The organism is Zestomonas carbonaria, assembly GCF_904061905.1.
In the GTDB taxonomy this organism is placed as follows: Bacteria; Pseudomonadota; Gammaproteobacteria; order Pseudomonadales; family Pseudomonadaceae; genus Aquipseudomonas; species Aquipseudomonas carbonaria.
The window spans coordinates 61,991-87,356 of record NZ_CAJFCI010000025.1; the positions used below are offsets into that span (position 1 = coordinate 61,991).

At 67.9% G+C, this 25,366-nt stretch carries 23 protein-coding genes; 14 read left to right on the plus strand and 9 right to left on the minus strand.

Translation table 11 applies throughout. The annotated features are described in order from the left end of the window. Positions 1-75: 75 nt before the first annotated feature. Positions 76-291, minus strand: coding sequence for a dodecin (locus tag PSEWESI4_RS05025; RefSeq protein ID WP_187670088.1), 216 nt, complete (start codon positions 289-291; stop codon positions 76-78). A 148-nt stretch (positions 292-439) separates the two neighbouring features. On the opposite strand from PSEWESI4_RS05025, the gene PSEWESI4_RS05030 reads away from it, so the two are divergent. Further along, entirely contained in the window at positions 440-763 is a 324-nt protein-coding gene (locus PSEWESI4_RS05030; protein ID WP_187670089.1) for a DUF883 family protein, read from the plus strand. Between the two features lie 257 nt (positions 764-1,020). On the opposite strand, the gene PSEWESI4_RS05035 is transcribed toward PSEWESI4_RS05030, so the two are convergent. Then, positions 1,021-1,920: a LysR family transcriptional regulator gene (locus tag PSEWESI4_RS05035; RefSeq protein ID WP_187670090.1), complete on the minus strand. Its 900-nt coding sequence runs from the start codon at positions 1,918-1,920 to the stop codon at positions 1,021-1,023. Between the two features lie 155 nt (positions 1,921-2,075). Between PSEWESI4_RS05035 and trpB the strand changes: the two genes are divergently transcribed. From trpB to PSEWESI4_RS05050, 3 genes are all read left to right on the plus strand, one after another. Beyond that, positions 2,076-3,287: a tryptophan synthase subunit beta gene (gene trpB / locus PSEWESI4_RS05040; RefSeq protein ID WP_187670091.1), complete on the plus strand. Its 1,212-nt coding sequence runs from the start codon at positions 2,076-2,078 to the stop codon at positions 3,285-3,287. After that, on the plus strand, positions 3,284-4,093 hold the full coding sequence (gene trpA / locus PSEWESI4_RS05045) for a tryptophan synthase subunit alpha (RefSeq protein ID WP_187670092.1): 810 nt from the start codon (positions 3,284-3,286) through the stop codon (positions 4,091-4,093). Before trpB ends, trpA begins: the two co-directional genes overlap by 4 nt. 229 nt (positions 4,094-4,322) lie before the next feature. Then, positions 4,323-5,735, plus strand: a complete 1,413-nt coding sequence (locus tag PSEWESI4_RS05050) for a GGDEF domain-containing protein (protein WP_187670093.1) — start codon at positions 4,323-4,325, stop codon at positions 5,733-5,735. A gap of 54 nt (positions 5,736-5,789) precedes the next feature. On the opposite strand, the gene PSEWESI4_RS05055 is transcribed toward PSEWESI4_RS05050, so the two are convergent. Together PSEWESI4_RS05055 and PSEWESI4_RS05060 are read right to left on the minus strand one after the other, a co-directional pair. Beyond that, a complete protein-coding gene (locus PSEWESI4_RS05055) occupies positions 5,790-7,163 on the minus strand; it encodes a TRAP transporter large permease (protein WP_187670094.1) in 1,374 nt (457 codons plus the stop codon). After that, positions 7,156-7,695 carry a TRAP transporter small permease subunit gene (locus PSEWESI4_RS05060; protein ID WP_187670095.1) on the minus strand — a complete coding sequence of 180 codons (540 nt, stop codon included), beginning with the start codon at positions 7,693-7,695 and terminating at the stop codon, positions 7,156-7,158. The genes PSEWESI4_RS05055 and PSEWESI4_RS05060 overlap by 8 nt, the downstream gene beginning before the upstream one ends. A 316-nt stretch (positions 7,696-8,011) precedes the next feature. On the opposite strand from PSEWESI4_RS05060, the gene PSEWESI4_RS05065 reads away from it, so the two are divergent. Together PSEWESI4_RS05065 and PSEWESI4_RS05070 are read left to right on the plus strand one after the other, a co-directional pair. Beyond that, entirely contained in the window at positions 8,012-9,115 is a 1,104-nt protein-coding gene (locus PSEWESI4_RS05065; protein ID WP_187670096.1) for a TRAP transporter substrate-binding protein, read from the plus strand. A gap of 63 nt (positions 9,116-9,178) precedes the next feature. After that, complete coding sequence (locus PSEWESI4_RS05070) at positions 9,179-9,922, plus strand: SDR family oxidoreductase (RefSeq protein WP_187670097.1); 744 nt, start codon at positions 9,179-9,181, stop codon at positions 9,920-9,922. A 259-nt stretch (positions 9,923-10,181) separates the two neighbouring features. On the opposite strand, the gene PSEWESI4_RS05075 is transcribed toward PSEWESI4_RS05070, so the two are convergent. Together PSEWESI4_RS05075 and PSEWESI4_RS05080 are read right to left on the minus strand one after the other, a co-directional pair. After that, positions 10,182-10,550, minus strand: a complete 369-nt coding sequence (locus PSEWESI4_RS05075) for a DOPA 4,5-dioxygenase family protein (RefSeq protein ID WP_187670098.1) — start codon at positions 10,548-10,550, stop codon at positions 10,182-10,184. Then, positions 10,547-11,500 carry a choline sulfate utilization transcriptional regulator gene (locus PSEWESI4_RS05080; protein WP_187670099.1) on the minus strand — a complete coding sequence of 318 codons (954 nt, stop codon included), beginning with the start codon at positions 11,498-11,500 and terminating at the stop codon, positions 10,547-10,549. The genes PSEWESI4_RS05075 and PSEWESI4_RS05080 overlap by 4 nt, the downstream gene beginning before the upstream one ends. A gap of 111 nt (positions 11,501-11,611) precedes the next feature. Here PSEWESI4_RS05080 and betC point away from each other — a divergent pair, with 111 nt between their 5' ends. The 7 genes from betC to PSEWESI4_RS05115 all read left to right on the plus strand — a co-directional run bounded on the left by betC (position 11,612) and on the right by PSEWESI4_RS05115 (position 20,620). Then, positions 11,612-13,117, plus strand: coding sequence for a choline-sulfatase (gene betC, locus PSEWESI4_RS05085; RefSeq protein WP_187670100.1), 1,506 nt, complete (start codon positions 11,612-11,614; stop codon positions 13,115-13,117). Positions 13,118-13,142: 25 nt separating this feature from the next. Next, positions 13,143-14,069, plus strand: a complete 927-nt coding sequence (gene choX / locus PSEWESI4_RS05090; protein WP_408004275.1) for a choline ABC transporter substrate-binding protein — start codon at positions 13,143-13,145, stop codon at positions 14,067-14,069. Positions 14,070-14,305: 236 nt separating this feature from the next. After that, positions 14,306-15,865 (plus strand): SulP family inorganic anion transporter, encoded by a 1,560-nt coding sequence (locus PSEWESI4_RS05095; RefSeq protein WP_187670101.1) that lies wholly within the window; start codon positions 14,306-14,308, stop codon positions 15,863-15,865. A gap of 174 nt (positions 15,866-16,039) precedes the next feature. Then, a complete protein-coding gene (locus PSEWESI4_RS05100; protein WP_187670102.1) occupies positions 16,040-16,927 on the plus strand; it encodes a LysR substrate-binding domain-containing protein in 888 nt (295 codons plus the stop codon). 388 nt (positions 16,928-17,315) lie between these two features. Next, positions 17,316-18,605 (plus strand): NAD(P)/FAD-dependent oxidoreductase, encoded by a 1,290-nt coding sequence (locus tag PSEWESI4_RS05105; RefSeq protein WP_187670103.1) that lies wholly within the window; start codon positions 17,316-17,318, stop codon positions 18,603-18,605. A gap of 90 nt (positions 18,606-18,695) precedes the next feature. Next, positions 18,696-19,253, plus strand: coding sequence for a helix-turn-helix domain-containing protein (locus tag PSEWESI4_RS05110; protein ID WP_187670104.1), 558 nt, complete (start codon positions 18,696-18,698; stop codon positions 19,251-19,253). Between the two features lie 14 nt (positions 19,254-19,267). Beyond that, the gene (locus tag PSEWESI4_RS05115) at positions 19,268-20,620 is read left to right on the plus strand and encodes a glutamine synthetase family protein (RefSeq protein WP_187670105.1); all 1,353 of its coding nucleotides are present in this window, start codon (positions 19,268-19,270) and stop codon (positions 20,618-20,620) included. Positions 20,621-21,108: 488 nt separating this feature from the next. Here PSEWESI4_RS05115 and pbpG read toward each other — a convergent pair whose 3' ends face one another. From pbpG to hemF, 3 genes are all read right to left on the minus strand, one after another. After that, positions 21,109-22,029, minus strand: coding sequence for a D-alanyl-D-alanine endopeptidase (gene pbpG, locus PSEWESI4_RS05120; protein WP_268960744.1), 921 nt, complete (start codon positions 22,027-22,029; stop codon positions 21,109-21,111). A 271-nt stretch (positions 22,030-22,300) separates the two neighbouring features. Continuing rightward, positions 22,301-23,119 carry a shikimate dehydrogenase gene (gene aroE / locus PSEWESI4_RS05125; RefSeq protein ID WP_187670106.1) on the minus strand — a complete coding sequence of 273 codons (819 nt, stop codon included), beginning with the start codon at positions 23,117-23,119 and terminating at the stop codon, positions 22,301-22,303. A 64-nt stretch (positions 23,120-23,183) separates the two neighbouring features. Further along, positions 23,184-24,110, minus strand: a complete 927-nt coding sequence (gene hemF, locus PSEWESI4_RS05130) for an oxygen-dependent coproporphyrinogen oxidase (protein ID WP_187670107.1) — start codon at positions 24,108-24,110, stop codon at positions 23,184-23,186. A 128-nt stretch (positions 24,111-24,238) separates the two neighbouring features. Here hemF and PSEWESI4_RS05135 point away from each other — a divergent pair, with 128 nt between their 5' ends. After that, positions 24,239-25,216 (plus strand): NADPH:quinone reductase, encoded by a 978-nt coding sequence (locus PSEWESI4_RS05135; protein ID WP_187670108.1) that lies wholly within the window; start codon positions 24,239-24,241, stop codon positions 25,214-25,216. Positions 25,217-25,366: the final 150 nt, after the last annotated feature.

Sequence of the window (25,366 nt, forward strand, 5' to 3'; positions counted from 1 at the left end):
ACCCGCGTCCGGGAAAAAGCCTTCACCCGCACTCCGGGAGCGGCCAGGAACCGCTCCCGTGCCGCACCACGGCACTCAGCTCTCGACGATGCGGAAACCGACCTTGATGGTGACCTGATAGTGCGCCACGGCACCGTTGACGATATGTCCGCGGGTGTCGACGACCTCGAACCATTCCATCAGCTTGAGGCTTTTCGCCGCCTCGGTCAGGGCGTTGTTGATGGCATCTTCTATGCTGGTCTTCGACGAGCCGACCAGCTCGATCTTCTTGTACGTGTGGTGATCGGACATGGCGTGTTCTCCTTGAAGGTGGTGCCCGCGACAACGCGACCCCGGGTGGAGCCAGACAGGAAGCCGCGCCTGAATTTCAGCCTAGTCGCACTTTCCCGGCTCGGCGCAGTCGGAACCTTCACGGCCACAGAAAGAGGAGGACAACCCGATGACCCTGTTTTCCCGCAAGCAATCCCTGCACGGCCTGGAAGCCGAGATCCAGAGCCTGCTCGCCAGCCTGGAGCAGCTCAAGGAAGGCGCCAGCGACGAATCGAAGCGTTCGCTGGGGGCCATCCGCCACAACGCCGAACGCGCCCTGGCGCATTCGCGCCAGTTGCTCGGCGAGGCCTACGACGAGGTGAAGGACAAGACCTACAGGGCCGGCATCGCCACCCGCGACTACAGCCGCGAACACCCGCTGGCCACCGCCGGCCTGGTGCTAGGCGTGGTCGGGCTGCTCGGCTACCTGTACTACAGCAGTCATCGGGACTGAGCCGGGCGGGCTCCACGGCGTGCTGGAAGCCGGCCTCACCGAACGCACCTTGCCGACGGTTTGGCCGGACCATCGGAAGAACGATCCGCGCGAGCGGGCTGCCGCCAATCCCGCAGCCCGCTGGAGCAGCAAGGGTGGAAAACCGCGAAGCGTTTTCCACCACTCGGCGCTACCTGTCCGCAGCACCCTTGGTGGAACGATGAGGCGCGTTCCACCCTACGGCATAACGCATCTCATCCGTACAAGCCGCTCGGGCTTCACTCACGGCCAGCCCCCGCCAACTCCCGCATCAGCCATCGCGCCAGCCGCTCGGCACGTCCGTCGCGGCTACGCTCGGGCACCCACAGGGCCAGGCGGGCGGGGGTTTCGACGAAGCCCCAGGGCGCCAGCAGGCGACCCGCTTGCAGGTCGTCGGCCACCAGCGGCTCCGGGGCGATGGCCACGCCGAGGCCGGCGACCGCCGCTTCCAGCAGGTAGTAGAGGTGCTCGAAGCCCTGGCCGAGCTGCAGGCTGGCCGGGTCCAGGCCGTTGCCGCGCACCCATTGCGGCCAGGCTTGCGGGCGCGAGGCGGTGTGCAGCAACGGTTCGCTGAGCAGGATCGAGGCCGGCGCGTGGCGCAGTTCGGCGGCGCGCGCATGGCGCGGGCTGAACACCGGGCCGATGCGTTCCACACCGAGTTCGTGAACCTGCATGTCCGCCGGCCAGGGCGGCTCGGCGAACCACAGGGTCGCATCCAGCCCGGCGCGGCGTGGGTCGAGGTCGCCCTCGCTGGCGGAGAGTTGCAGGCGCAGGTCGGGCAGGTCGCGGTTGAGCCTGTCCAGGCGCGGGATGAACCAGCGCGCCAGCAGGCTGCCCGGGCAGCCAAGCACGAATGGCGCGTCGGCGCGGCCCTGCCTGAGTTCCGCGCAGACCGTGCGCAGCCGCTCGAAGGCCTCGCCGCTGGCATCGCGCAGGCGCTGGCCGGCATCGGTGAGTTTTACGCCGCGTCCGTCCTTGTCGAACAGGTTCACCCCGAGGTGTTCCTCCAGGGCACGGATCTGCCGGCTCACCGCGCCGTGGGTGACGTGCAGCTCCCCGGCGGCCTTGCTGATGCTGAGTAACCGGGCGGCGGCCTCGAAGGCGCGCAGGGCGTTCAGCGGGGGGAGATCGTGGGCCATGGCGATCCGTGAGTTTTTCTGACAGGTAAGGGCGATCTTATCGCTTTTCTGCCAGCCGCCACAGCCGTATCCTCAGCACAGACTGTAGGAGCGGGCCATGCCCGCGAATCGCGCCCATGGGGCGCTCCTACGCCACGACACGACAGGAGCCCACCATGACCACATTGCGCACCGGTCCCGACGCCAAGGGCCTGTTCGGCACCTTCGGCGGCCAATACGTCGCCGAGACCCTGATGCCGCTGATCCATGACCTGGCAGCCGAGTACGAGAAGGCCAAGGACGACCCGGAATTCATCCAGGAACTCGCCTATTTCCAGCGCGACTACGTCGGCCGTCCGAGCCCGCTGTACTTCGCCGAGCGCCTGACCGAGCACTTCGGCGGCGCGAAGATCTACCTCAAGCGCGAAGAGCTGAACCACACCGGCGCGCACAAGATCAACAACTGCATCGGCCAGATCCTCCTGGCCAAGCGCATGGGCAAGCAGCGCATCATCGCCGAGACCGGCGCCGGCATGCACGGCGTGGCCACCGCCACCGTGGCCGCGCGCTTCGGCATGCAGTGCGTGGTCTACATGGGCACCACCGACATCGACCGCCAGCAGGCCAACGTCTTCCGCATGAAGCTGCTGGGCGCCGAGGTGATCCCGGTCACCGCCGGCACCGGCACCCTCAAGGACGCCATGAACGAGGCGCTGCGCGACTGGGTGACCAACGTCGACAGCACCTTCTACCTGATCGGCACCGTCGCCGGTCCGCACCCCTATCCGCAACTGGTGCGCGACTTCCAGGCGGTGATCGGCAAGGAAACCCGCGAGCAGCTCGCCGAGAAGGAAGGACGCCTGCCGGACTCGCTGATCGCCTGCATCGGCGGCGGCTCCAACGCCATGGGCCTGTTCCATCCGTTCCTCGACGATGAATCCGTGCAGATCATCGGCGTCGAAGCCGCCGGCCATGGCATCGAGACCGGCAAGCACGCGGCCAGCCTGAACGGCGGCGTCCCCGGCGTGCTGCACGGCAACCGCACCTTCCTGCTGCAGGACGAGGACGGCCAGATCATCGACGCCCACTCGATCTCGGCGGGCCTGGACTATCCCGGCATCGGCCCGGAACACGCCTGGCTGCACGACATCGGCCGCGTCGAGTACACCTCGATCACCGACCACGAGGCCCTGGAAGCCTTCCACACCTGCTGCCGCCTGGAAGGCATCATCCCGGCCCTGGAGTCGTCCCACGCCCTGGCCGAAGCCTTCAAGCGCGCGCCCAGGCTGCCCAAGGACCACCTGATGGTGATCAACCTGTCCGGCCGCGGCGACAAGGACATGCAGACCGTCATGCACCACATGCAAGAGAAGGAGGCCAACGCATGAGCCGCCTGCAAACCCGCTTCGCCGAACTGAAACAGCAGAACCGCGCCGCCCTGGTGACCTTCGTCACCTCTGGCGACCCGGACTACGACACCTCGCTGCGGATCCTCAAGGGCCTGCCGGATGCCGGCGCCGACGTGATCGAGCTGGGCATGCCGTTCACCGACCCGATGGCCGACGGCCCGGCGATCCAGCTCGCCAACATCCGCGCCCTGAACGGCAAGCAGACCCTCGCCAAGACCCTGCAGATGGTCCGCGACTTCCGCAACGGCGACAGCACCACGCCGCTGGTGCTGATGGGCTACTTCAACCCGATCCACTACTACGGTGTCGGCCGCTTCATCGCCGACGCCAAGGCCGCCGGCGTCGACGGCCTGATCGTGGTCGACCTGCCGCCGGAGCACAACGAAGACCTCTGCGAACCGGCCCAGGCCGCCGGCCTGGACTTCATCCGCCTGACCACGCCGACCACCGACGACCGGCGCCTGCCGACCGTGCTCGAAGGCAGCTCGGGCTTCGTCTACTACGTCTCCGTGGCCGGCGTCACCGGTGCGGGCGCAGCGACCCTGGAACACGTCGAGCAAGCCGTGGCGCGCCTGCGCCGGCACACCACGCTGCCGGTCGCCATCGGCTTCGGCATCCGCAGCCCGGAACACGCGGCGAACATCGCCCGCCTGGCCGACGGCGTGGTGGTGGGCTCGGCGCTGGTCGACCAGATCGCCAAAGCCGAAACCCCGGCCCAGGCGGTGGACGGCGTCCTCGACCTCTGCCGCCAGCTCGCCGATGGCGTGCGTGGCGCACGGAAATAACCGCAGGATGCCTGTGGGGTGGGCCGGGCAGCTCTCCGCTTCCGCCCACCCTACGCTTTCGCCTCACGTCGAGCGGCACCATGCCGGTGGTCAGACGGATGACCATAAGCGATTGACAAGCCCACCCTGCCTTGCAGAACCTGACGCACACGTGCAGCTTGCCAGGTGATTTCCATGCCGGACCCGGCCTGCGCCCCGCGCATCGCGCGCTCGTCTGGCAGGATTCTTCATGGCCGCAAGGATGCAACACCGCTTCCACCGACTCCTTCCGCTCGCCGGGTTGTTCGTACTGACCCTGGGCCTGACGCTGCTCGGCGTCCTCACCCGCCCCATCGAATCGCTATCGCTGTTCTGGCCGGTCAACGCCATTCTCCTCGGCCTGCTGCTCAGGCAGCCACACAGGGCCACGCCGGCCGGCTGGCTGACCATCTATGCCGGGATGCTCGCCGTCGACCTCGGCAGCGGCAACACCTGGCTGCCGGCGCTGTGGCTGAACGCCTGCAACATGGGCCTGCTGCTCACCGGCTGGCACCTGATGATGCGCCGGCCGGTGCCGCAACTGCGCCTGGAAACCCCGCAGGCGCTCCTCCACCTGCTCATCGCCTGTGCCGCCGGCGCCGCGGTCGCGGCCTCGCTGGCCTGCCTGATGAACGGCGCCCGCTGGTTCGACGGCACCTTGCAGACCACCTGGCTGGCCTGGTTCAGCGAACAGTTCTCCACCTGCCTGCTGATCCTCCCGGCCCTGCTCACCGCGCCGCCTTTCCGCAGGCCGGGCCGCCACGACTTCGCCCACGCCGACGTGCGGCCGATGCTCGCGCTGCTGGCTTCGCTCCTGGCCGGCCTGGCCATCGGCGGCCCCGGCGCGCTGGCCTTCCCGGTTCCCGCGCTGCTCTGGTGCGCCCTGGCCTACCGGCTGTTCACCCTGGCCGTGCTGACCATGCTCACCGGCCTGGCGGAGATCATCGTGGTCGCCGGCGACCTGGTGTACTACGGGGTGCCGCACAGCAGCGCCGGGGTCGGCGCGCTGATGTCCGCCCGGCTGGGCATCTCCATGCTGGTCATGGGCCCGCTGGTGGTGGCCATCACCATCGCGTTGAACCGGCAGTTGCTGGCGCGACTGGAGCACCGCGCCAACCATGACACCCTCACCGGCGCCCTGGAGCGCAGCGCGCTGACCCAGCAGACCTCCGCGCTGATGGAGCGTCGCCGCCAGCAGCGGAACTCCGCGCCGCTGGCCCTGCTGATGATCGACATCGACCACTTCAAGGCGATCAACGACACCCACGGCCACGCCATGGGCGACCAGGTGCTCAGGGAGTTCGCCAACCAGTTGCGGCAGCAACTGCGCCAGGGCGAGCTGTTCGGCCGGCTGGGCGGCGAGGAGTTCGTCGTGGTGCTGCCCGGCGCCACCCGCACGGAGGCGCTGCACATCGCCGAACGGCTGCGCTCGCTGGTCGAGCGCCTGGAATTCCCGGTGACCGAAGGCAACAGCCTGCACATCACCGTCAGCATCGGCGTCGCCCTCACCGACCAGGAAGACGACATCCCCCTCGAGCAGATGCTGTCGCGCGCCGACGTGGCCCTCTACCGGGCCAAGGCGCAGGGCCGCAACCGGGTGATGGCGGCCGAGGAAAACCTGTAGGCGCGCGTTGTTTTCTGGGTCCCCGCGAACGCGGGGGTCCAGAAACAAGCGCCATCAACCATACACCTGGCTCGGCAACCAGGTGATCAGCGACGGCCAGAAGTAGGCGATCACCAGCATCAGCAACTGGATGCAGATGAACGGGACCACCCCGCGATACATGGTGCCGGTGGACACCGTGCGGGGCGTGACGCCGCGCAGGTAGAACAGCGAGAAGCCGAGCGGCGGGGTGAGGAAGGAGGTCTGCAGGTTCAGCGCGATCATCACCCCCAGCCACACCGGGTCCAGCCCCATGGCCAGCAGGATCGGGCCGATGATCGGCACCACGACGAAGATGATCTCGATGAAGTCGAGGATGAAGCCGAGCAGGAAGATCACCAGCATCACCACGAAGAAAGCACCGACCACGCCGCCGGGGAGGGAGTGGAAGACTTCCTCGATCAGCCCTTCGCCGCCGAAGCCACGGAACACCAGGGAGAACAGCGAGGCGCCGATCAGGATCAGGAACACCATGCAGGTGATGTCCGTGGTGCCGTGGGTGACGTCGCGCAACTGCTTCAGGTTCAGTTGCCCCTTGGCCAGCGCCAGCAGCGTGGCGCCGACCGCGCCGATGGCGGCGGCCTCGGTGGGCGTGGCGTAGCCGAGGAGGATCGAGCCGAGCACCGCGACGATCAGCCCCAGCGGCGGCACCAGGGCGCCGAGCAGCTTGCCCCATTCCACCTGGCCCAGCTCTTCCTTGGGGATGGCCGGCATCTTCTGCGGCTGCACGAAGGTGACGATGATCAGATAGATGATGTACAGGCCGACCAGCAGCAGGCCGGGCAACAGCGCGCCGATGAACAGGTCGCCGACCGACACGGTCTTCGGCGAGAAGATGCCCATCTTCAACTGCGCCTGCTGGTAGGCGGTGGACATCACGTCGCCGAGCAGCACCAGCACGATCGACGGCGGGATGATCTGCCCGAGGGTGCCGGTAGCGGCCAGGGTGCCGGTGGCCACCGCCGGGTCGTAGCCGCGCCGCAGCAGGGTCGGCAGGGCCAGCAGGCCCATGGTCACCACCGTGGCGCCGACGATCCCGGTGCTCGCGGCGAGCAGCGCGCCGACCAGGCACACCGAGATCACCAGGCCGCCGCGCAGCCGGCCGAACAGCCGCGACATGGACTCCAGCAGGTCCTCGGCGATCTTCGATTTCTCCAGCATCACGCCCATGAACACGAACAGCGGCACGGCCAGCATGGTCTGGTTGTTCATGATGCCGAACAGCCGGTTGGGCACGGCGCTGAGGTAGCTGGCGTCGAAGGTCCCGGTGAGGATGCCGATACCAGCGAACAGCAGGGAAACGCCGCCCAGGGTGAAGGCCACCGGATAACCGGCCATCAGCGTCAGGCAGATGCAGACGAACAGCAGGATCGCCATGAACTCAGCCATGCTTCACCTCCGGCAGCCGCCCGGCCATCAGGAAGCCGGCCTTGATCAGTTCGGAGATGCCTTGCAGGAGCAGGCTGACGACCAGCACCAAGATGATGCTCTTCTGCAGGTAGACGTATTTCAGCCCGCCCGTTTCGCTGGACACCTCCCGCGTGGCCCAGGAGTTGGCCACGTAGTCCCAACTGCTCCAGCCGAGGAACAGGCACACCGGGATGAGGAACAGCAGGGTGCCGAGCACCTCCACCAGCGCCTGGCGGCGACCGCTGAAACGCTGGTGGAAGATGTCCACCCGCACGTGGGCGTTGCGTTGCAGGGCCCAGGCGGCGGCGCCCATGAACACCAGGGCGTGGGCGTACATCACCGACTCCTGCAGGGCGATGGCGCCGATGCCGAAACCGTAGCGCATCACCACCACCGCCGCGGTGGCCATGACCATGAACAGGGTGAGCCAGGCGCAGAGCCGGCCGAAATACGCGTTCAGCGCATCGATGGCCCGGCTCAGCCGCAGCAAGGCGGGAGGGGAGTCCGACATGGGGCAGATCCTTTTGTTGTGATTATTGGCAGGTCGCAGGCGCGATTCTGACCAGCAACGCTCTGCAGCCGCAATCAACCTACGACTTTAGTTGTAGCGACTAACCTAGACGGGGCAAATCGGGTTATCCCTTAGAATCCGTCCATGATCGTGCGGGCTGGAGATAAACGGTGGCGAACATGGCCGAGGAACCTTCGGGTTCATGGCTGTAAACGAGCATTCCGAGACCTGTTTCAACGCCGTCCAGCCGACACGCAGCAGATCATGGACAGGTTCTTATGCGCTATCCGACAACAACAACAAAAGGAGCACCCCCATGAAACGTCGAGACATTCTCGCCGCGGCCGGCGTGGGCCTTGCAGCCACCGCCCTCGCCGGCTGCAAGGATGAAAAACAGGCCGCCAGCGGCCAGCCGGAAGGCACCGCCAAGGCCCAGACCTTCTCCTGGAAGATGGTCACCTCCTGGCCGAAGAACTTCCCCGGCGTCGGCGTCGGTGCCGAGCGCTTCGCCAGGCTGGTCAACGAGATGAGCGCCGGCCGCCTGAAGGTCAAGGTGTATGCCGCCGGCGAACTGGTCCCGGCCCTCGAAGTATTCGACGCGGTCTCGCGCGGCACCGCCGAGATGGGCCACGGCGCGCCCTACTACTGGAAGGGCAAGGTGCCGGCGGCGCAATTCTTCTGCGCCCTGCCGTTCGGCCCGAACGCCCAGGAAATGAACGCCTGGCTGCACTACGGCGGCGGCATGCAGCTCTGGGAGGAGGCCTACAAGCCGTTCAACGTCGTGCCGTTCGCCTGCGGCGCCACCGGCGTGCAGACCGCCGGCTGGTTCAACAAGGAAATCAACTCGGTCGACGACTTCAAGGGCCTGAAGATGCGTACCCCGGGCCTCGGCGGCGAAGTGCTGACCAAGATGGGCGGCACCGTGGTCAACCTGCCGGCCGGGGAAATCTTCACCGCCCTGCAGACCGGCGCCATCGACGCCACCGAATGGATCGGCCCCTACAACGACCTCGCCCTCGGCCTGCACAAGGCTTCCAAGTACTACTACACGCCGGGCTGGCAGGAGCCCAACGTGACCTTCGAACTGACCGTCCACCAGAAGGCCTGGGACAGCCTGCCGGACGACCTCAAGGCGATCGTCCGCGCCGCCGCCCGCGACGTGAACGGCGATATGCTCGACGACTACAACGCGCGCAACATGGAAGCGATGGAGAAGCTAAAGAGCGAGGGCGTCGACGTGCGCCGGCTGCCCGACGCGGTGCTCGATCGCCTGCGCGAAGTGGCCGCCGAAGTGGTCGAGACCAGCGCCGCGGCCGACCCGATGGCCAACAAGGTCTGGCAGCAGCAGAAGGCCTACCTGGCCCGCATGCGCGCCTACGCCGAGGAAAACGAGAAGCTGATCTACAACATCCGCGCCTGAACCCCGCGCCGGCCATGGGCTGGCGCGCACCGCGCGGCGTGACACGTCATCGGAGCCAAGCCCATGAGCCGAACCCTCCTGATAACCGGCGCCAGTCGCGGCATCGGCCGCGCCACCGCCTTGCTGGCCGCCGCGCGCGGCTGGGCGGTGGGCGTCAACTACCGTAACGACCAGGCCGCGGCGGACGCCGTGGTCGCCGAGATCGCCCAGGCCGGCGGCAGCGCCATCACCTTGCAGGGCGACGTCAGTATCGAAGCCGACGTGCTGCGTATTTTCGAGGAAGCGGAAGCGCTCGGCCCATTGCGCGGGCTGGTGGTCAACGCCGGTATCGTCGCACCGCCGCTGCCGCTCATGGACATGTCCGGCGAACGGCTGGAGCGGATGTTCCGGGTCAACGTGCTGGGCAGCTACCTGACCGCCCGCGAAGGCGCCCGGCGCATGGCGAAGAGCCGGGGCGGGCAGGGCGGGGCGATGGTCGTGGTGTCGTCGGTGGCGGCCAGCCTGGGCGCGCCTTTCGAATACGTCGACTACGCCGGCGCCAAGGGCGCGCTGGACGTGCTGACCCGGGGCCTGGCCAAGGAGCTGGGCGGCGAGGGCGTGCGGGTCAACGCCGTGCGACCGGGACTGATCGACACCGAGATCCACGCCAGCGGCGGCCAGCCGGACCGCGCCGAACGCCTCGGCAAGACCACCCCACTGGGCCGCGCCGGACGCGCCGAGGAAGTCGCCGAAGCGATCCTCTGGCTGCTCGATGACAAGGCCTCGTACACCACCGGGGCGCTGGTCGATATTGCTGGCGGCCGCTGAACGCCGCTCCCCGTAGGGTGGGCTTTCGTTCGGGGGTAAGTTCGGGGACTGGGCGCAGCCGCGTTCCCTCACCCTAACCCTCTCCCAGGGGGAGAGGGGACTGTTCGGTGTGGTTTGGTAGTTTGGCGTTCGAGCTTTGCTTCCGAGCAGCCGGAAAGATTTGGCACAGCACGATACCTGACCGACACCACGGAGTAGCTCCCTCCCCCCCGGGAGAGGGCTGGGGTGAGGGGCGGACCCAACAACCAGCACCCACCCCCTACACGTCATACTCCACCGCCCCATCCGACAGGCAGGACAGATCCAGCGGCCGCATCGCGCCCATCCACATGGGATAGTCGCGGTGGTCGCGCAGGTCGCTGCCGGTGATGGGGTGCACCAGCACCACCAGGCCGTTGCGGTGCAGCGCCAGCCAGGGAACCAGCTCGCCGAACAATTCCGGCTTGAAGGCCAGTTGGCAGCTCCAGTCGGGGTGCGGGCCGACGGACTTTTCGTGGACGCGGCCCATCTTCAGCGGAAAGCGCCGGGCCGCTTCCTCGCAGAGCGCGCGAGCCTGGTCGATGGTGTCCGCATCGAAGTAGACATGGGCGTGGAAGCCCTTGATCCGGGGAGTGGGGGTCAGGTTCATAAGGCGATTCCTTCCCGATGCTTGATGAGCTGGGCCTGGCGGGCCTCGTCGCCCAGCTCCCGTTGCAGCCAGTCGACGAAGCACTGCATCAGCCGCGCGCGGCGCTTGCGCTCGGGCTGTACCAGGTAATAGCCGAAATCCGAGCTGACGCTGGTGTCCAGCACGCGCACCAGCAGGCCCTGGTCGACCAGGTCATCGACCAGGTAGCGCCAGCCGATGGCCACGCCCTGGCCGGCGATGGCGGCCTGGATCAGCAGGGTGTAGTTGTCGAAGCGCAGTGTGCCCGGGCCCGGCGGCTGCACGATGCCCAGCGCACGGAACAACGCGTTCCAGTCGAACCAGCGGGTCCGCACCTCGGGCTTGAGGTGCAGCAGCGGCAGCTCCGCGAGGGCGGCCGCCGGCAACGGGCCGCCGCGCCCGGCCAGCAGGCGCGGGCTACAGATGGGGAAGACCTCCTCGCGGAACAGCAGCAAAGCCTCGCCGCGCTTGAAGCGGCCGTCGCCAAAGGCGATGGCGATGTCCACGTCCGGGCGCAGCATGTTCATGGTGCGATCGCTGGTGACGATGCTGACGTCGATATCCGGGTGCGCTTCGTGGAAGCGGTGCAGGCGCGGCATCAGCCAGTAGGCGGCGAAGGCGAAGTCGGTCGCCACCTGCAACACCTCGTGCTGCGGCTGCGAGCCGATGGCTTCCAGGCCGGCACTGATGGCTTGCAGCCCCTCCTGCACATGGCCGAACAGCAGGCGGCCGCTGTCGGTCAGTTCGATACCGCGATACACGCGGTCGAACAGGCGGGTCGCCAGTTGTTTCTCCAGGCGCTGGATCTGCTGGCTCACCGCCGGCTGGGTGGTGCCCAGCTCCACTGCGGCGGCGGTGAAACTCAGGTGGCGGGCGGCGGATTCGAATACCCGCAGCAGGTCCAGGGAGAGTTCAGGTTGCGGTTCTGCCATAAGATTCGCTTATCCGAGTCATGTTCCGTCGTGCGGTTTACCGAGGAGTCTGCTGGCGCAATCATCGCTGACAGCACTCTCGCATAATTCGACGGTATGGATAAGCGAACGATGAAACGCCCCAACATCCTCTTCATCATGGCCGACCAGATGGCCGCGCCGCTGCTGCCTTTCTACGCGCCGTCGCCGATCAAGGTGCCGAACCTGGCGCGCCTCGCCGCCGAGGGTGTGCTGTTCGAATCGGCCTACTGCAACAGCCCGCTCTGCGCCCCGTCGCGCTTCACCCTGGTGAGCGGCCAGTTGCCATCGAAGATCGGTGCCTACGACAACGCCGCCGACTTCCCCGCCGACGTGCCCACCTACGCCCACCACCTGCGCCGCCTGGGCTACCGCACCGCGCTGTCCGGCAAGATGCACTTCTGCGGCCCGGACCAGTTGCACGGCTACGAGGAACGCCTGACCAGCGACATCTACCCGGCCGACTACGGCTGGGCGGTGAACTGGGACGAGCCGGACGTGCGTCCGAGCTGGTACCACAACATGTCCTCGGTGCTGCAGGCCGGGCCCTGCGTGCGCACCAACCAACTGGATTTCGACGAGGAGGTGGTGTTCAAGGCCCGCCAGTACCTCTACGACCACGTGCGCGAAGACACCGGCCAGCCCTTCTGCCTGACCGTGTCGCTGACCCATCCCCACGACCCCTACACCATCCCCGAGGAATACTGGAACCTGTACCGCGAGGAAGACATCGAGCTGCCCCGCGTGCACCTCGCCGACGCCGAGCAGGACCCGCACGCCCAGCGCCTGCTGAAGGTCATCGACCTCTGGGGCAAGCCGCTGCCCGAGCACAAGATCCGCGATGCGCGACGCGCCTACTACGGCGCCTGCAGCTACGTCGACGAACAGGTCGGCCGCCTGCTCAAGACCCTGGCGGACTGCGGCCTGGCGCAGGACACCATCGTCGTGTTCTCCGGCGACCACGGCGACATGCTTGGCGAGCGCGGCCTCTGGTACAAGATGCACTGGTTCGAGATGGCCGCCCGCGTGCCGCTGCTGGTCCACGCCCCCGGCCGCTTCCAGGCGCGGCGGGTCGGCCAGTCGGTGTCCACGGTCGACCTATTGCCCACCCTGGTGGAGCTGGCCGGCGGCGAGCTGGACGCCAGCCTGCCGCTGGACGGCCGCTCCCTGCTGCCGCACCTGCAAGGCAGCGGCGGCCATGACGAGGTGCTGGGCGAATACATGGCCGAAGGCACCGCCAGCCCGCTGATGATGATCCGCCGCGGCCCCTGGAAATTCATCTACTCGGAACAGGACCCCTGCCTGCTGTTCGACCTTGCCAACGACCCGCAGGAACTGGAAAACCTGGCCGGTTCCGCCGACCATCGGGCGCTGCTGGACGCCTTCCTGGCTGAAGCCCGCGCGCGCTGGAACATCCCGGCCATCCACCAGGCCACCCTGGCCAGCCAGCGCCGCCGCCGCTTCGTCGCCGACGCCCTGCGACACGGCAGGCTGAAGAGCTGGGACCACCAGCCCTTCGTGGACGCCAGCCAGCAGTACATGCGCAATCACATCGACCTGGACGACCTGGAGCGCCGCGCGCGCTTCCCCCGACCCTGACCCCACTCTTGCGAGGAACCATGGCATGAAGACGATCAATGCAGTGCTCGCCGGCGCCATGCTGCTGGCCGGCCTGGCGTTCAACACCCAGGCCGAGGACGCCCGTTGCGCCACCGTGAAGCTGGGCGATCCGGGCTGGAGCGACATCGCCGTGACCAACGGCGTGGCGCGCTTCCTCCTGAACGGCCTGGGCTACCGCACCGAAACCCCGACCCTGGCGGTGCCGATCATCTTCGCCGGCCTGCACAAGGGGCAGATCGACGCCTTCCTCGGCAACTGGATGCCGGCCCAGCAGAGCAACTACGACAAGTTCGTCGCCACCGGCAGCGTCGACAAGCTGGCGCAGAACCTCAGCGGCACCGAGTACACCCTGGCCGTGCCGCGCTACGTCCATGACGCCGGCGTGAAGACCTTCGCCGACCTGGAAAGATTCGCCGACCGGTTCGACCGCAAGATCTACGGTATCGGCTCCGGCGCGCCGGCCAACGAATCGATCCGGCAGATGATCACCGGCAACGAATTCGGCCTCGGCGGCTGGACACTGGTGGAGTCCAGCGAACAGGCGATGCTGGTGCAGGTGGGTAGGGCGGTGAAGCGCGACCAGTTCGTGGTCTTCCTCGGCTGGACCCCGCACCCGATGAACGTGCAGTTCGACATAGCCTACCTCAAGGGCGGCGAGAAGTACTTCGGCGAAAGCGGCAGCGTGAACACCCTGGCACGCAAGGGCTACGCCGAGCAGTGCCCGAACGTGGCCAGGCTGCTGGCCAACCTGCGCTTCACCCAGGACATGGAGAACGCCATCATGAACCAGGTGCTCAACGGCAACGCCAGCAACGACGCGGCCGTGAAGGACTGGCTCAAGGCCAACCCGGCGGCGATCGACGGCTGGCTGGAAGGCGTCACCGCCCGCGATGGCGGGGACGGGGCGGCGGCGGTGAAGGCGAAGCTCTGAGGGCAAGGGGTGTTATTGGGGCAAATCCGTCTCCTAACATGGAGTTGTTCTCTCTCACGCTCCCTCACCCCAGCCCTCTCCCGAAGGGAGAGGGAGCAGATCGGAGTTGCGGTCATGGCACGGTGTTTATCGATACCTCGGACGGTCCCCTCTCCCTCCGGGAGAGAGCTGGGGTGAGGGGCGGACCCCAACCTCTTCTCCATCCCTAACCCAGCCACGCGTCACCAACCAGGCCAATGAAACTCCCCGACCTCTTCCCCTTCCTCGCCTGGCTCCCCGCCACCCGCCCGCGCGGCCTCGGCCGCGATGCGCTGGTGGGGCTGACCGGCGCCATCCTCGCCCTGCCGCAATCCATCGCCTACGCGCTGATCGCCGGGCTGCCGGCGGAGTACGGGCTCTACGCGGCGGTGGTGCCGGTGATCGTCGCCTGCCTGTGGGGCTCGTCGCTGCACCTGATCTGCGGGCCGACGGCGGCCATCTCGGTGGTGCTGTTCGCCAGCGTCAGCCCGCTGGCCCTGCCCGGCAGCCAGGACTACATCGGCCTGGTGCTGCTGCTCACCTTCATCGCCGGCGCCTTCCAGTGGCTGCTGGGGATGCTGCGCTTCGGCGTCCTGGCCAACTTCGTCTCGCAGTCGGTGGTGCTCGGCTTCACCCTCGGCGCGGCGCTGGTGATCGCCCTCGGCCAGGTGCCCAACCTGCTGGGCCTGGCCAACCTGGAAGGCCGCGCCACCGCCTGGCAGACCACGCTGCAACTGGCCGGGCACGTGCGCGAGGTGCACTGGCCTTCGCTGCTGGTGGCGGCCCTGACCCTGGGCCTGTCGGTCCTGGTACGGAGCCTGTGGCCGCGCCTGCCGGCGCTGCTGATCGGCATCGTCGCCGGCAGCCTGCTGGTGGCGGCGCTGCCCGGCGTCTTCGCCGGGGTCGAGCGGGTGGCGCCGTTCAGCGGCAGCCTGCCGCCCCTGGCCGCGATCCGCTTCGATGCCGAGACCATCCTGCGCCTGCTGCCCTCGGCCGTGGCCTGCGGCCTGCTCGGGATGGTCACCAGCCTGTCCATTGCCCGCGCCCTGGCCAGCCAGTCCGGGCAGATGCTGGACGCCAACCGGGAAACCCGTGGCCAGGGCCTGTCCAACATGATCGGTGCCTGGTTCTCCGGCTATCTCTCGGCGGGCTCCTTCACCCGCTCCGCGCTGAACCTCCAGGCCGGCGCCCGGTCGCCCCTGGCCGGGGTGTTCTCGGCGCTCTGGGTGGCGCTCTTCGCCCTGCTCGGCGCGCGCCTGATCGCCCACATCCCGCTACCGACCATGGCGGCGAGCATCCTGCTGATCTGCTGGGGGCTGCTGGATACGCGCGGCATCCGCCAGCTCTGGCGGGTCAGCCGGGCGGAGTTCGCGGTGATGGCGCTGACCTGCGCCGCCACCCTGCTGCTGGAATTGCAGACGGCCATCTACGCCGGGGTGCTGGCGTCGCTGTTCTTCTACCTCAAGCGCACCTCGCGGCCTCGGGTGCTGCAAGCGAAGGAGGGCGAGGACGAAGTGTTGCGCATCGAGGGATCGATCTTCTTCGGCGCCTGCCCCTACCTGCAACGGCTGATCCAGCGCAGCCGCGCCGGGCGCCTGGTGCTGGACGCCCATCACGTGAACTTCATCGACTACGCCGGGGTGAGCATGCTCCACGAGGAAGCCCGGCGCCTCGACGGGGAAGGTCGCAGCCTGGTGCTGCGCCGCGCCCGGCCGCAGGTGGAGCGGGAACTACGCAAGCTGGAGGATGAGCAGAGTCGCCTGGTGATCGAAGGGTAGGACGACTTGATGGCACGCTTCGTCCACGCCAGACTCATGCGGAAAAGTCGACTCTCGCGTGGAAATACTTGCCCGCCGATCACGAATCGCTTTTATGCAGGAACGGCTGTTTTTGGGTCCCCGCGTTCGCGGGGACCCAATAAAGCACACCCAAAGCCTCCCGGAACCCGCCCCATGAAAACCACCCTCGACGAACTCCAGGCCTTCACCACGGTGGTCGACAGCGGCTCGATCAGCGCCGCCGCCGAACACCTGGCGCAGACCGCCTCGGGCGTCAGCCGCGCGCTCGCCCGCCTGGAAGACAAGCTGGAAGTCACCCTGCTGCGCCGCACCACCCGGCGCCTGGAGCTGACCGAAGAGGGCGAGGCATTCCTCGCCCAGGCGCGGCGCATCCTCGCCAGCGTCGAGGACGCCGAGGAACAGATGCGCGTGCGCCGCCAGAAGCCGGCCGGGCGCCTGCGGGTCAACACCGCCTCACCGTTCATGCTGCACGTGATCGTGCCGCTGATCGGCGGCTTCCGCGCCCGCTACCCGGAGATCGAACTGGAACTGCACAGCAGCGACCAGATCATCGACCTGCTGGAACAACGCACCGACGTGGCCATCCGCATCGGCCCGCTTGGCGATTCCACCCTGCACGCGCGACCACTCTGTCACAGCCGCCGCCGGGTGCTGGCCAGCCCGGCCTACCTGGAACGCCACGGCACGCCGCGCATGGTGGAGGAACTGGCCGAGCACAGCCTGATCGGCTTCACCCAGCCGGACAGCCTCAACGACTGGCCATTGCGCCACGCCCTCGGCGAGCGCTGGCGCATCACCCCGTCGATCCGCGCCTCCAGCGGCGACACCGTGCACCTGCTGGCGCTGGCCGGCGAAGGGCTGGCCTGCCTGTCGGACTTCATGACCGACGCCGACCGCGAGCGCGGCAACCTGGTCGAGGTGCTGGCCGAACATCGCGTCGAAGTGCGCCAGCCGATCCACGCGGTGTACTACCGCAACACCGCGCTGGCCTCGCGGATCGCCTGCTTCCTCGACTACCTGAGCGAGCACCTGCGGGCTTAGGGCGCTATCGAAAAGAGCGCTTGGAGGCTGGACGAAAAGGCTCGGGCTACGGGCTGTGGGGCTGGAGAGTTCGTCATCGATCCCGGCTCCGCCCCTCACCCCAGCCCTCTCCCGGAGGGAGAGGGGGCCGTCCGAGGTGTCGATAAGCACCGTGCCATGACCGCAACTCCGATCTGCTCCCTCTCCCCTCGGGAGAGGGCTGGGGTGAGGGGCTGAATGCCAGGCCTGCACGACCTTTCGCACCCTTCGTCCACCTACCAGCAACAATCCGGTCCCTAACGCCCCCAAAACCCCAGCCGAACACCAATCCACCCACCAAGCTTGGCTTCATGAATTTTATTGTGTACTTTTTCATGAAATTACATAAATAAAATTTCACGAGGCCGCCATGTTCAAGCAATCCGCCCAGCATGTCGCCAGCTATTACGCCGGCACCTTTCCCGCCGCCATCCCGCTGCGCCCCACCCAGCAAGGCCGCGAAGACTGCGACGTGGTGATCGTCGGCGCCGGCTTCAGCGGCCTGCATACCGGCCTGCGCCTGGCCCTGGCCGGCAAGCGCGTGGTCCTGCTGGAGGCCAGCCGCATCGCCTGGGCCGCCTCCGGGCGCAACGGCGGGCAGGCGTTGCTCGGCTGGTCCTGCGACATGCCGCCATTGGAAAAGTCCCTGGGCCGCGAACGCACCCGCGAGCTGTGGGACAGCATGCGCTGGGCCGCCGCCGAAATGCGCGAGCTGCCCGAGCGCCACGGCTTCGACGTCGACTACCGGGTCGGCAGCCTGTGGACCGCCGTGCTGCCGCGCCGCGTGCGCCTGCTCCAGGAAGCCCAGGAAGAAGCCGTGGAGAAATGGGGCTACGACGTGATGCGCCTGATCGGCAAGGACGAGCTGCCGGAGTGGATCGCCAGCCCGCGCTACCAGGCCGCCCTCTACGATCCCGAAGCCGCCCACCTCAACCCGCTGAAGCTGGCCCAGGGCCTGGCCGGGGCCATCGAACGGGCCGGCGGGCGGATCTACGAACAGAGCCAGGCGCTCGACTGGCACGAGAGCGGCGAGGGCTACGTCGTCCGCACCGACAAGGGCGAAGTGAAGGGCGACGTGCTGGTGCTGGCCTGCAACGCCTATGTCGACCGCCTCGACCGCTCGCTGTCCGCGCGCCTGCTGCCGGTCGGCTCCTACCAGGTAGCCACCGCGCCGCTCGACCCGGAGCTGGCCCGCTCGCTGCTGCCGCGCAACAGTTGCGTGATCGACAACCAGTTCGTCCCCGACTACTTCCGCCTGACCCCGGACCACCGCCTGCTGTTCGGCGGCGGCTGCACCTACCTGGGCGGCCTGCCCAAGGACGTCGCCGCGGCCACCCGTCCCAACCTCGAACGGGTGTTCCCGCAACTGCGCGGCGTGCAGATCGACTACGGCTGGGGCGGGCATATCGACTGCACCATGAGGCGCACCCCGGACATCGGCCGGACCGGCCAGAAATACTGGCTGCAAGGCTTCTCCGGCCACGGCGTGCTGCCGACCCTGGCCGGCGCGCGGGCGGTCGCCGACACCATCCTCGGCGACTCGCGCCTGCTGGACATCTACCAGGCCATCGACAACCCGCGCTTCCCCGGCGGCGACCTGCTGCGCGCACCGCTGGAGGCGGCCGGCAAGGCCTGGTACCGGCTGCGCGACAGCATCTGACGGCTCTTGTAGGGTGCGCCGTGCGCACCGCCGGGGCGGCGACCCGGAAAACGAAGTACCCCTGTACCACTCGCAACACAGGAACACCCGATGAACCAGCAGGAAGAAATCGAAGGTCTGGCGATCCTGATCCGCGACCTGCGCAAGCACAAGAACGTCACCCTCGGCGAGCTGGCCGCACGCATCGACCGCTCGGTGGGCTTTCTCTCCCAGGTCGAGCGAGGCCTGTCGCGTCCCACCGTCGCCGACCTCACCGCGATCAGCGAAGCGCTCGGCGTGCCGACCACCTACTTCTACAATCCCAGCCGGCCGCGCGAGCGGCGCTGGGTGACCCGTCCCGGAGAGCGGCGCACGCTGTACTACGCCGGCGGCATCACCGACGTGCTGGTCTCGCCGACCATGTCGGCCGGCTTCTCCATGCTGGAAAGCTTTCTCGAACCCGGCGCCACCAGCGGCGAGGGACACCTGGACGACAGCTCGGAGCAGGGCGGCTTCGTCCTCGAGGGAGAACTGACCGTCTGGTACGGCGAGGACGCCGAGCCGGCCACCCTCGGCCCCAACGACAGCTTCCAGCTCCCGGCCCACGCAAAATTCCGCTACGCCAATCTCACCGACAAGCCAACGAGGGTGCTCTGGGTCTTTACGTGATCCGGCACGACATCATGACCAACGCCAACCGATTCCCCGACCTGCTCAGCGAAGTCCGCGCCTTCCGCGCCGCGCACCCCGAGGTGCGCTACGTCGACCTGATCAGCCTGGACATCCCCGGCCATTTCTATGGCAAGCGCTACCCCGTCGAGATGCTCGAGAAGGTCGCCGCCGGCAGCCCGCTCAAGCTGCCGCAGAACTGCGTGCTGCTCGGCGCGCAGGGCGGCCTGCACCCGATCGGCGACTACTGCTTCAACGACGGCGACCCGGACGCGCCGCGCCGGCTGATCCCCGGCACCCTCAAGCCGGTGCGCTGGGAAAACCAGCCGCTGGGGCAGATGCTGATCAGCTCCGACGGCACCGAAGCGCCCATCGAATTCGAACCCCGCGAAGTGCTGGCCCGGGTCCTCAAGCGTCTGGAGGCACGCGGCATCCGCCCGGTGGTGGCCTTCGAACTGGAGTTCTACCTGTTCGACCGCGCCCTCAAGGACGGCCTGCCGCAATTCCCCCGCGACCCGCTGACCGGCGACGAGGACGACCAGCCGAACATGCACATCGAGCGCCTGTCGCGCTTCTCCGACGTGCTCCACGAAATCGTCGAGGCGTCCCGCGAGCAGGGCGTGGACGCCAACGTGATCACCGCCGAGCTCGGCCCCGGCCAGTTCGAGATCAACTTCGCCCACTGCGACGACGGCCTGCGCGCCGCCGACTGGGCCGCGCTGTTCTGCCGCAGCACGCGCGGCGTGGCGCTCAAGCACGGCCACCGGGCCAGCTTCATGAGCAAGCCCTACCTGCAGGCGCCGGGCAGCGGCATGCACGTGCACGTCAGCCTCTACGACCGGCAGGGCAACAACCTGCTCGACGCCGACGGCCAGCGCCCGCTGCGCCACGCCGTGGCCGGCTGCCTGGACCTGCTGCCGCACTGCATGCCGATCTTCGCCGCCAACCACAACGCCTATCGCCGCTACGGCGCCATGGTCAACGCGGCGAGCCGCGCAAGCTGGGGCTTCGAGGACCGCGACGCGTGCATCCGCATCCCCGAGTCGGACGGCCGCAACCTGCGCATCGAACACCGTCTGGCCGGCGCCGACGCCAACCCCTACCTGGTACTGGCGGCCATCCTCAGCGGCATGGAACACGGCCTGGACAGCCGCCGCGAGCCCATCGCCCCGCTCAACGAGGATCGCACCAGCGGTATCGACTTCCCCAAGGACATGCTCGGCGCCGTGGCGGCCATGGAATCGCACCCGGTGGTGCGCGAGAAGCTCGGCGGCGAGTTCGTGTTCGTCTACTGCGAGAACAAACGCCACGACCACCTGGACTTCATGAACGAAGTCAGCGCGCGGGAGTACCGCTGGTTCCTGTGAAGGGCTTACCCCCATGGGAGCGGCCCATGGCCGCGATTCGCGCGCATGGCGCGCTCCTACGGTTGGAGCCCCGAGATTCGTGGCCTGGACGAAGTCCGGGACGCGGGTTGCCGGTTTCCCCCGGATTGCATCCGGGCTACGGACTGTGAAGGGCTTACCCCGTAGGAGCGGCCCATGGCCGCGATTCGCGCGCATGGCGCGCGCCTACGGTTTGAGCCCCGAGATTCGTAGCCTGGACGAAGTCCGGGACACGGCTTGCCGGTTTTCCCGGATTGCATCTGGGCTACGGACTGTGAAGGGCTTACCCCGTAGGAGCGGCCCATGGCCGCGATTCGCGCGCATGGCGCGCGCCTACGGTTTGAGCCCCGAGATTCGTGGCCTGGACAAAGTCCGGGACACGGCTTGCCGATTCCCCGGATTGCATCCGGGCCATGACGCAGGCATTCACGTCATCCCCGCGAACGCGGGGATCCAATGAAAACCCCGCCCTACTGCACCGCCTGCATCATCCGCGCGCGCTCGGCCTGCTTCTGCTGCTTGTAGGCCAGCGCCGCTGGCGCCACCGGGGTGATCCTGCCGGTCTCCACCCAGCGCTTGAGGCGGGTGGCGTCGGCCATATGGGTGTACTTGCCGAAGGCATCGAGCACCACGAAGGCCACCGGCTTGCCATTCATCATGGTGCGCATCACCAGGCAATGGCCGGCCTTGTTGGTGAAGCCGGTCTTGCTCGCCTGGATGCTCCAGTCGGGCTTGCGCACCAGGTTGTTGGTGTTGCGGAAACCCAGCGTGTAGTTGGGCTTCCGGAACGCCACGGTCTTCTCCGAGGTGGTGCTGAACTGGCCGATCAGCGGGTACTGCTGGGTGGCCTTGAGCAGCTTGACCAGGTCGCCGGCGTTGGAGACGTTGTTCTCCGACAGCCCGGTGGGCTCGGCATAGCGGGTATGGGTCATGCCCAATGCGCGGGCCTTGGCGTTCATCGCCGCGACGAAGGCCGGCACGCCGCCCGGATAGTGGTGGGCAAGACTGGCGGCGGCGCGGTTCTCCGAGGACATCAACGTCAGCAGCAGCATCTCGCGGCGGCTGATCTCGCTGCCGATGCGCACCCGCGAGAACACCCCGCGCATCTCCGCCACGTCCTTGATCACCACCGGCAGCTTCTGGTCCAGCGGCAGCTTGGCGTCGAGAACCACCATGGCGGTCATCAGCTTGGTCACCGAGGCGATCGGCACCACCAGTTCGGGGTTGCTGGAGTAGAGCACCTGGTTGGTCTTCAGGTCGACCAGCAGGGCGCTGCCGGAGGCCAGCTCCTGGCGCTTGGGCGTGGATTTTTCGGCGACAGCGTGGCCGGAGAGGAAGAGGCTTGAGCAGACCAGCATCAGGCTGGCGATGGAGCGACGAAAGCTGTTCACGAAGGCGGTCCGCAGGCAGGAAAGTAGGAAGCCACAGCATCCGTGCCGGATCGCGCAAGTATAGGGAAGCCTGCCGGGGCATGCAGCCCCCTGGCCCAGGCTCTCGCGTTGTTTTATTGGCTTCCCGCGGGCGCGGGAGCCCAGTAGTAGCTCGCGTCCCGGACTTCATCCAGGCTGCGAATCTCGGGGCTCAAACCGTAGGAGCGCGCCATGCGCGCGAATCGCGGCCATGGGCCGCTCCTACGGGAGCCAGGTCCGTAGCCTCAGCCCCTCACGCCAACTGCCGGCGCAGCTCGGCCAGCACCGCCGCACCATCAGGACGCACGCCGCGCCAGACGAAGAACGCCTCGGCGGCCTGCTCGACCAGCATGCCCAGGCCATCCACCGTCTGCGCCGCGCCCAGCCCGGCGGCCCAGCGGTTGAAGGCGGTCGGTTCCTTGCCGTACATCATGTCGTAGCAGCGCGTGTGGCCCGGACGGATCAGGCTCGGCGCCAGCGGCGGCAACTCGCCGGCGAGGCTCGCCGAAGTGGCGTTGACGATCAGGTCGACCTCTTCCTCCAGCCAGTCGAAGCCGCAGGCCGCCACCGGGCCCAGCTCGGCGAACAGCCGCGCCAGTTCCTCGGCCTTTTCCACCGTGCGGTTGGCGATCACCAGCGATGCCGGGCGCTCGGCGAGCAGCGGCTCGATCACCCCGCGCGCCGCGCCGCCGGCGCCGAGCAGCAGGATGCGCTGGCCGGCGAGGGGAAAGCCGGCGTTGTGCTTCAGGTCGCGGACCAGGCCGGCGCCGTCGGTGTTGTCGCCACGCAGGCGGCCGCCGTCCAGCCGGCTCAGGGTGTTCACCGCGCCGGCGCGCCGGGCGCGCTCGGTGAGTTCGTCGCAGAGCCGGTAGGCATCTTCCTTGAACGGCACGGTGACGTTGGCGCCCAGGCCGTCGCGGAAGAATTCACGGGCCACGCCGGCAAAATCGTCCAGCGGCGCGAGGATCGGCTCGTAGCTGAGCTGCTGGCCGGTCTGCTCGGCGAACATCCGATGGATCAGTGGCGACTTGCTGTGGCCGATGGGGTTGCCGAAGACGGCGTAGCGGTCCATGGGTATTCCTGAGCTGAAAGCGTGAAGCTGAAAGCTTGAAGCTTTTTTCTTCCAGCTTCCAGCTTCAGGCTTGAGGCTCCGCCTGCCCAAGCCAGTCGCGATCCTTGAGGAAGTACTCGGTCAGCCGCGCTTCCTCGCTGCCCGGCGCCGGCTTCCAGTCGTAGCCCCAGCGCACCAGCGGCGGCAGCGACATGAGGATCGATTCGGTGCGCCCGCCGGATTGCAGGCCGAACAGCGTGCCTCGGTCGTAGACCAGGTTGAACTCCACGTAGCGGCCGCGACGGAAGGCCTGGAACTCGCGCTGCTGCTCGGTGAAGGGGGTGTTCTTGCGCTTGCGCACGATCGGCAGGTAGGCCTCCAGGTAAGCGTCGCCGATGGCGCGGATGAAGGCGAAGCTGGTGTCGAAGTCCCACTGGTTGAGGTCGTCGAAGAACAGCCCACCGATGCCGCGCGGCTCGCCGCGATGCTTGAGGTGGAAGTAGCGGTCGCACCATTCCTTGTAGCGCGGGTAGACGTCGGCGCCGAACGGCGCGCAGGCGTCGCGGGCAACCTTGTGCCAGTGCACGCAGTCTTCTTCGTTGCCGTAGTAGGGGGTCAGGTCGAAGCCGCCGCCGAACCACCAGACCGGCGCCTCGCCTTCCTTCTCGGCGATGAAGAAGCGCACGTTGGCGTGCGAGGTGGGCACGTGGGGGTTCTCCGGGTGGATCACCAGCGACACGCCGAGCGCCTGGAAACCGCGCCCGGCCAGTTCCGGCCGGTGGGCGCTGGCCGACGGCGGCAGGCCTTCGCCGAACACATGGGAGAAGTTGACCCCGCCCTTCTCGACCAGCGCGCCGTTCTCGATCACCCGCGTGCGACCGCCGCCGCCCGCCGGACGCTGCCAGGCGTCCTCGGCGAAGCTCGCGCGGCCGTCCTCGGCTTCCAGGGCGTTGCAGATGCGGTCTTGCAGGTCCAGCAGATAGGCCTTCACGGCCTCGACGGGTAGGGTCACGGCATCACCTTGCGGCAGGAACGGGGCGAAAAACAGGGCGCAAGCATACCATCGTCATACGCGATCAAGACTTGACGGCGATCAGTGCGACGGCTTGGATGAAGGGCTTCGCAGTTGGAGGAATCGGCATGGCCAAGCGTATCCAGTTTTCCCGTCACGGCGGCCCCGAGGTGCTCGAATACCTCGACTACCAGCCCGCCGAACCCGGCCCGCAGGAAGTGCGGGTGCGCAACCGGGCGATCGGCCTTAACTTCATCGACACCTACTACCGCAGCGGCCTGTACGCGCCGCCGGCGCTGCCGTCCGGGCTGGGCACCGAGGGTGCCGGCGAGGTGGAGGCCGTGGGCAGCGAGGTGACCGGCTTCGCGGTCGGCGATCGCGTGGCCTACGCCACCGGCCCGCTCGGCGCCTATAGCGAACTGCACGTGCTGCCGGCCAGCCACCTGGTCAAGCTGCCGGACGCCATCGATTTCGAACAAGCCGCCGCGGTGATGCTCAAGGGTCTCACCGTGCAGTACCTGCTGCGCCAGACCTACGAGGTGCAGCCCGGCCAGACCATCCTCTGGCACGCCGCCGCCGGCGGTGTCGGCCTGCTCGCCTGCCAGTGGGCGCGCGCGCTGGGCGTGAAGCTGATCGGCACCGTGTCGTCGCCGCAGAAAGCCGCGCTGGCCAAGGCCAACGGCGCCTGGGCGACCATCGACTACAGCCGCGAGGACGTGCCGGCGCGGGTGCTGGAGCTGACCGAGGGAGCGAAATGCCCGGTGGTCTACGACTCGGTGGGCAAGGACACCTGGGAAATCTCCCTCGACTGCGTGGCGCCGCGCGGGCTGCTGGTCAGCTTCGGCAACGCCTCGGGGCCGGTCTCCGGGGTCAACCTCGCCGTACTGGCGCAGAAAGGCTCGCTGTACGTCACCCGGCCGACGCTGTTCGGCTACGCCAACAGCCAGGAACGCCTGCAGACGATGGCCGACGAACTGTTCGGCTTGATCGCCGCCGGCAAGATCCAGGTGGAGATCGGCCGCCGCTACCCACTCGCCGACGCGGCCAAGGCCCAGGAAGCACTGAGCAGCCGGCAGACGACCGGGTCGACCGTGCTGTTGCCGTAGCTGGAGGCCGGAGGCTGGCCATGCACCTTCTGCGTCAAGCTTTTTCGCGGCCATGGGACTGGGCGTCCCCGCCGATCCTACGAACACGGCCTCGATGCCGACCTGTAGGAGCGCGCCATGCGCGCGATCAGCGGCAACGCAAAAGCATCG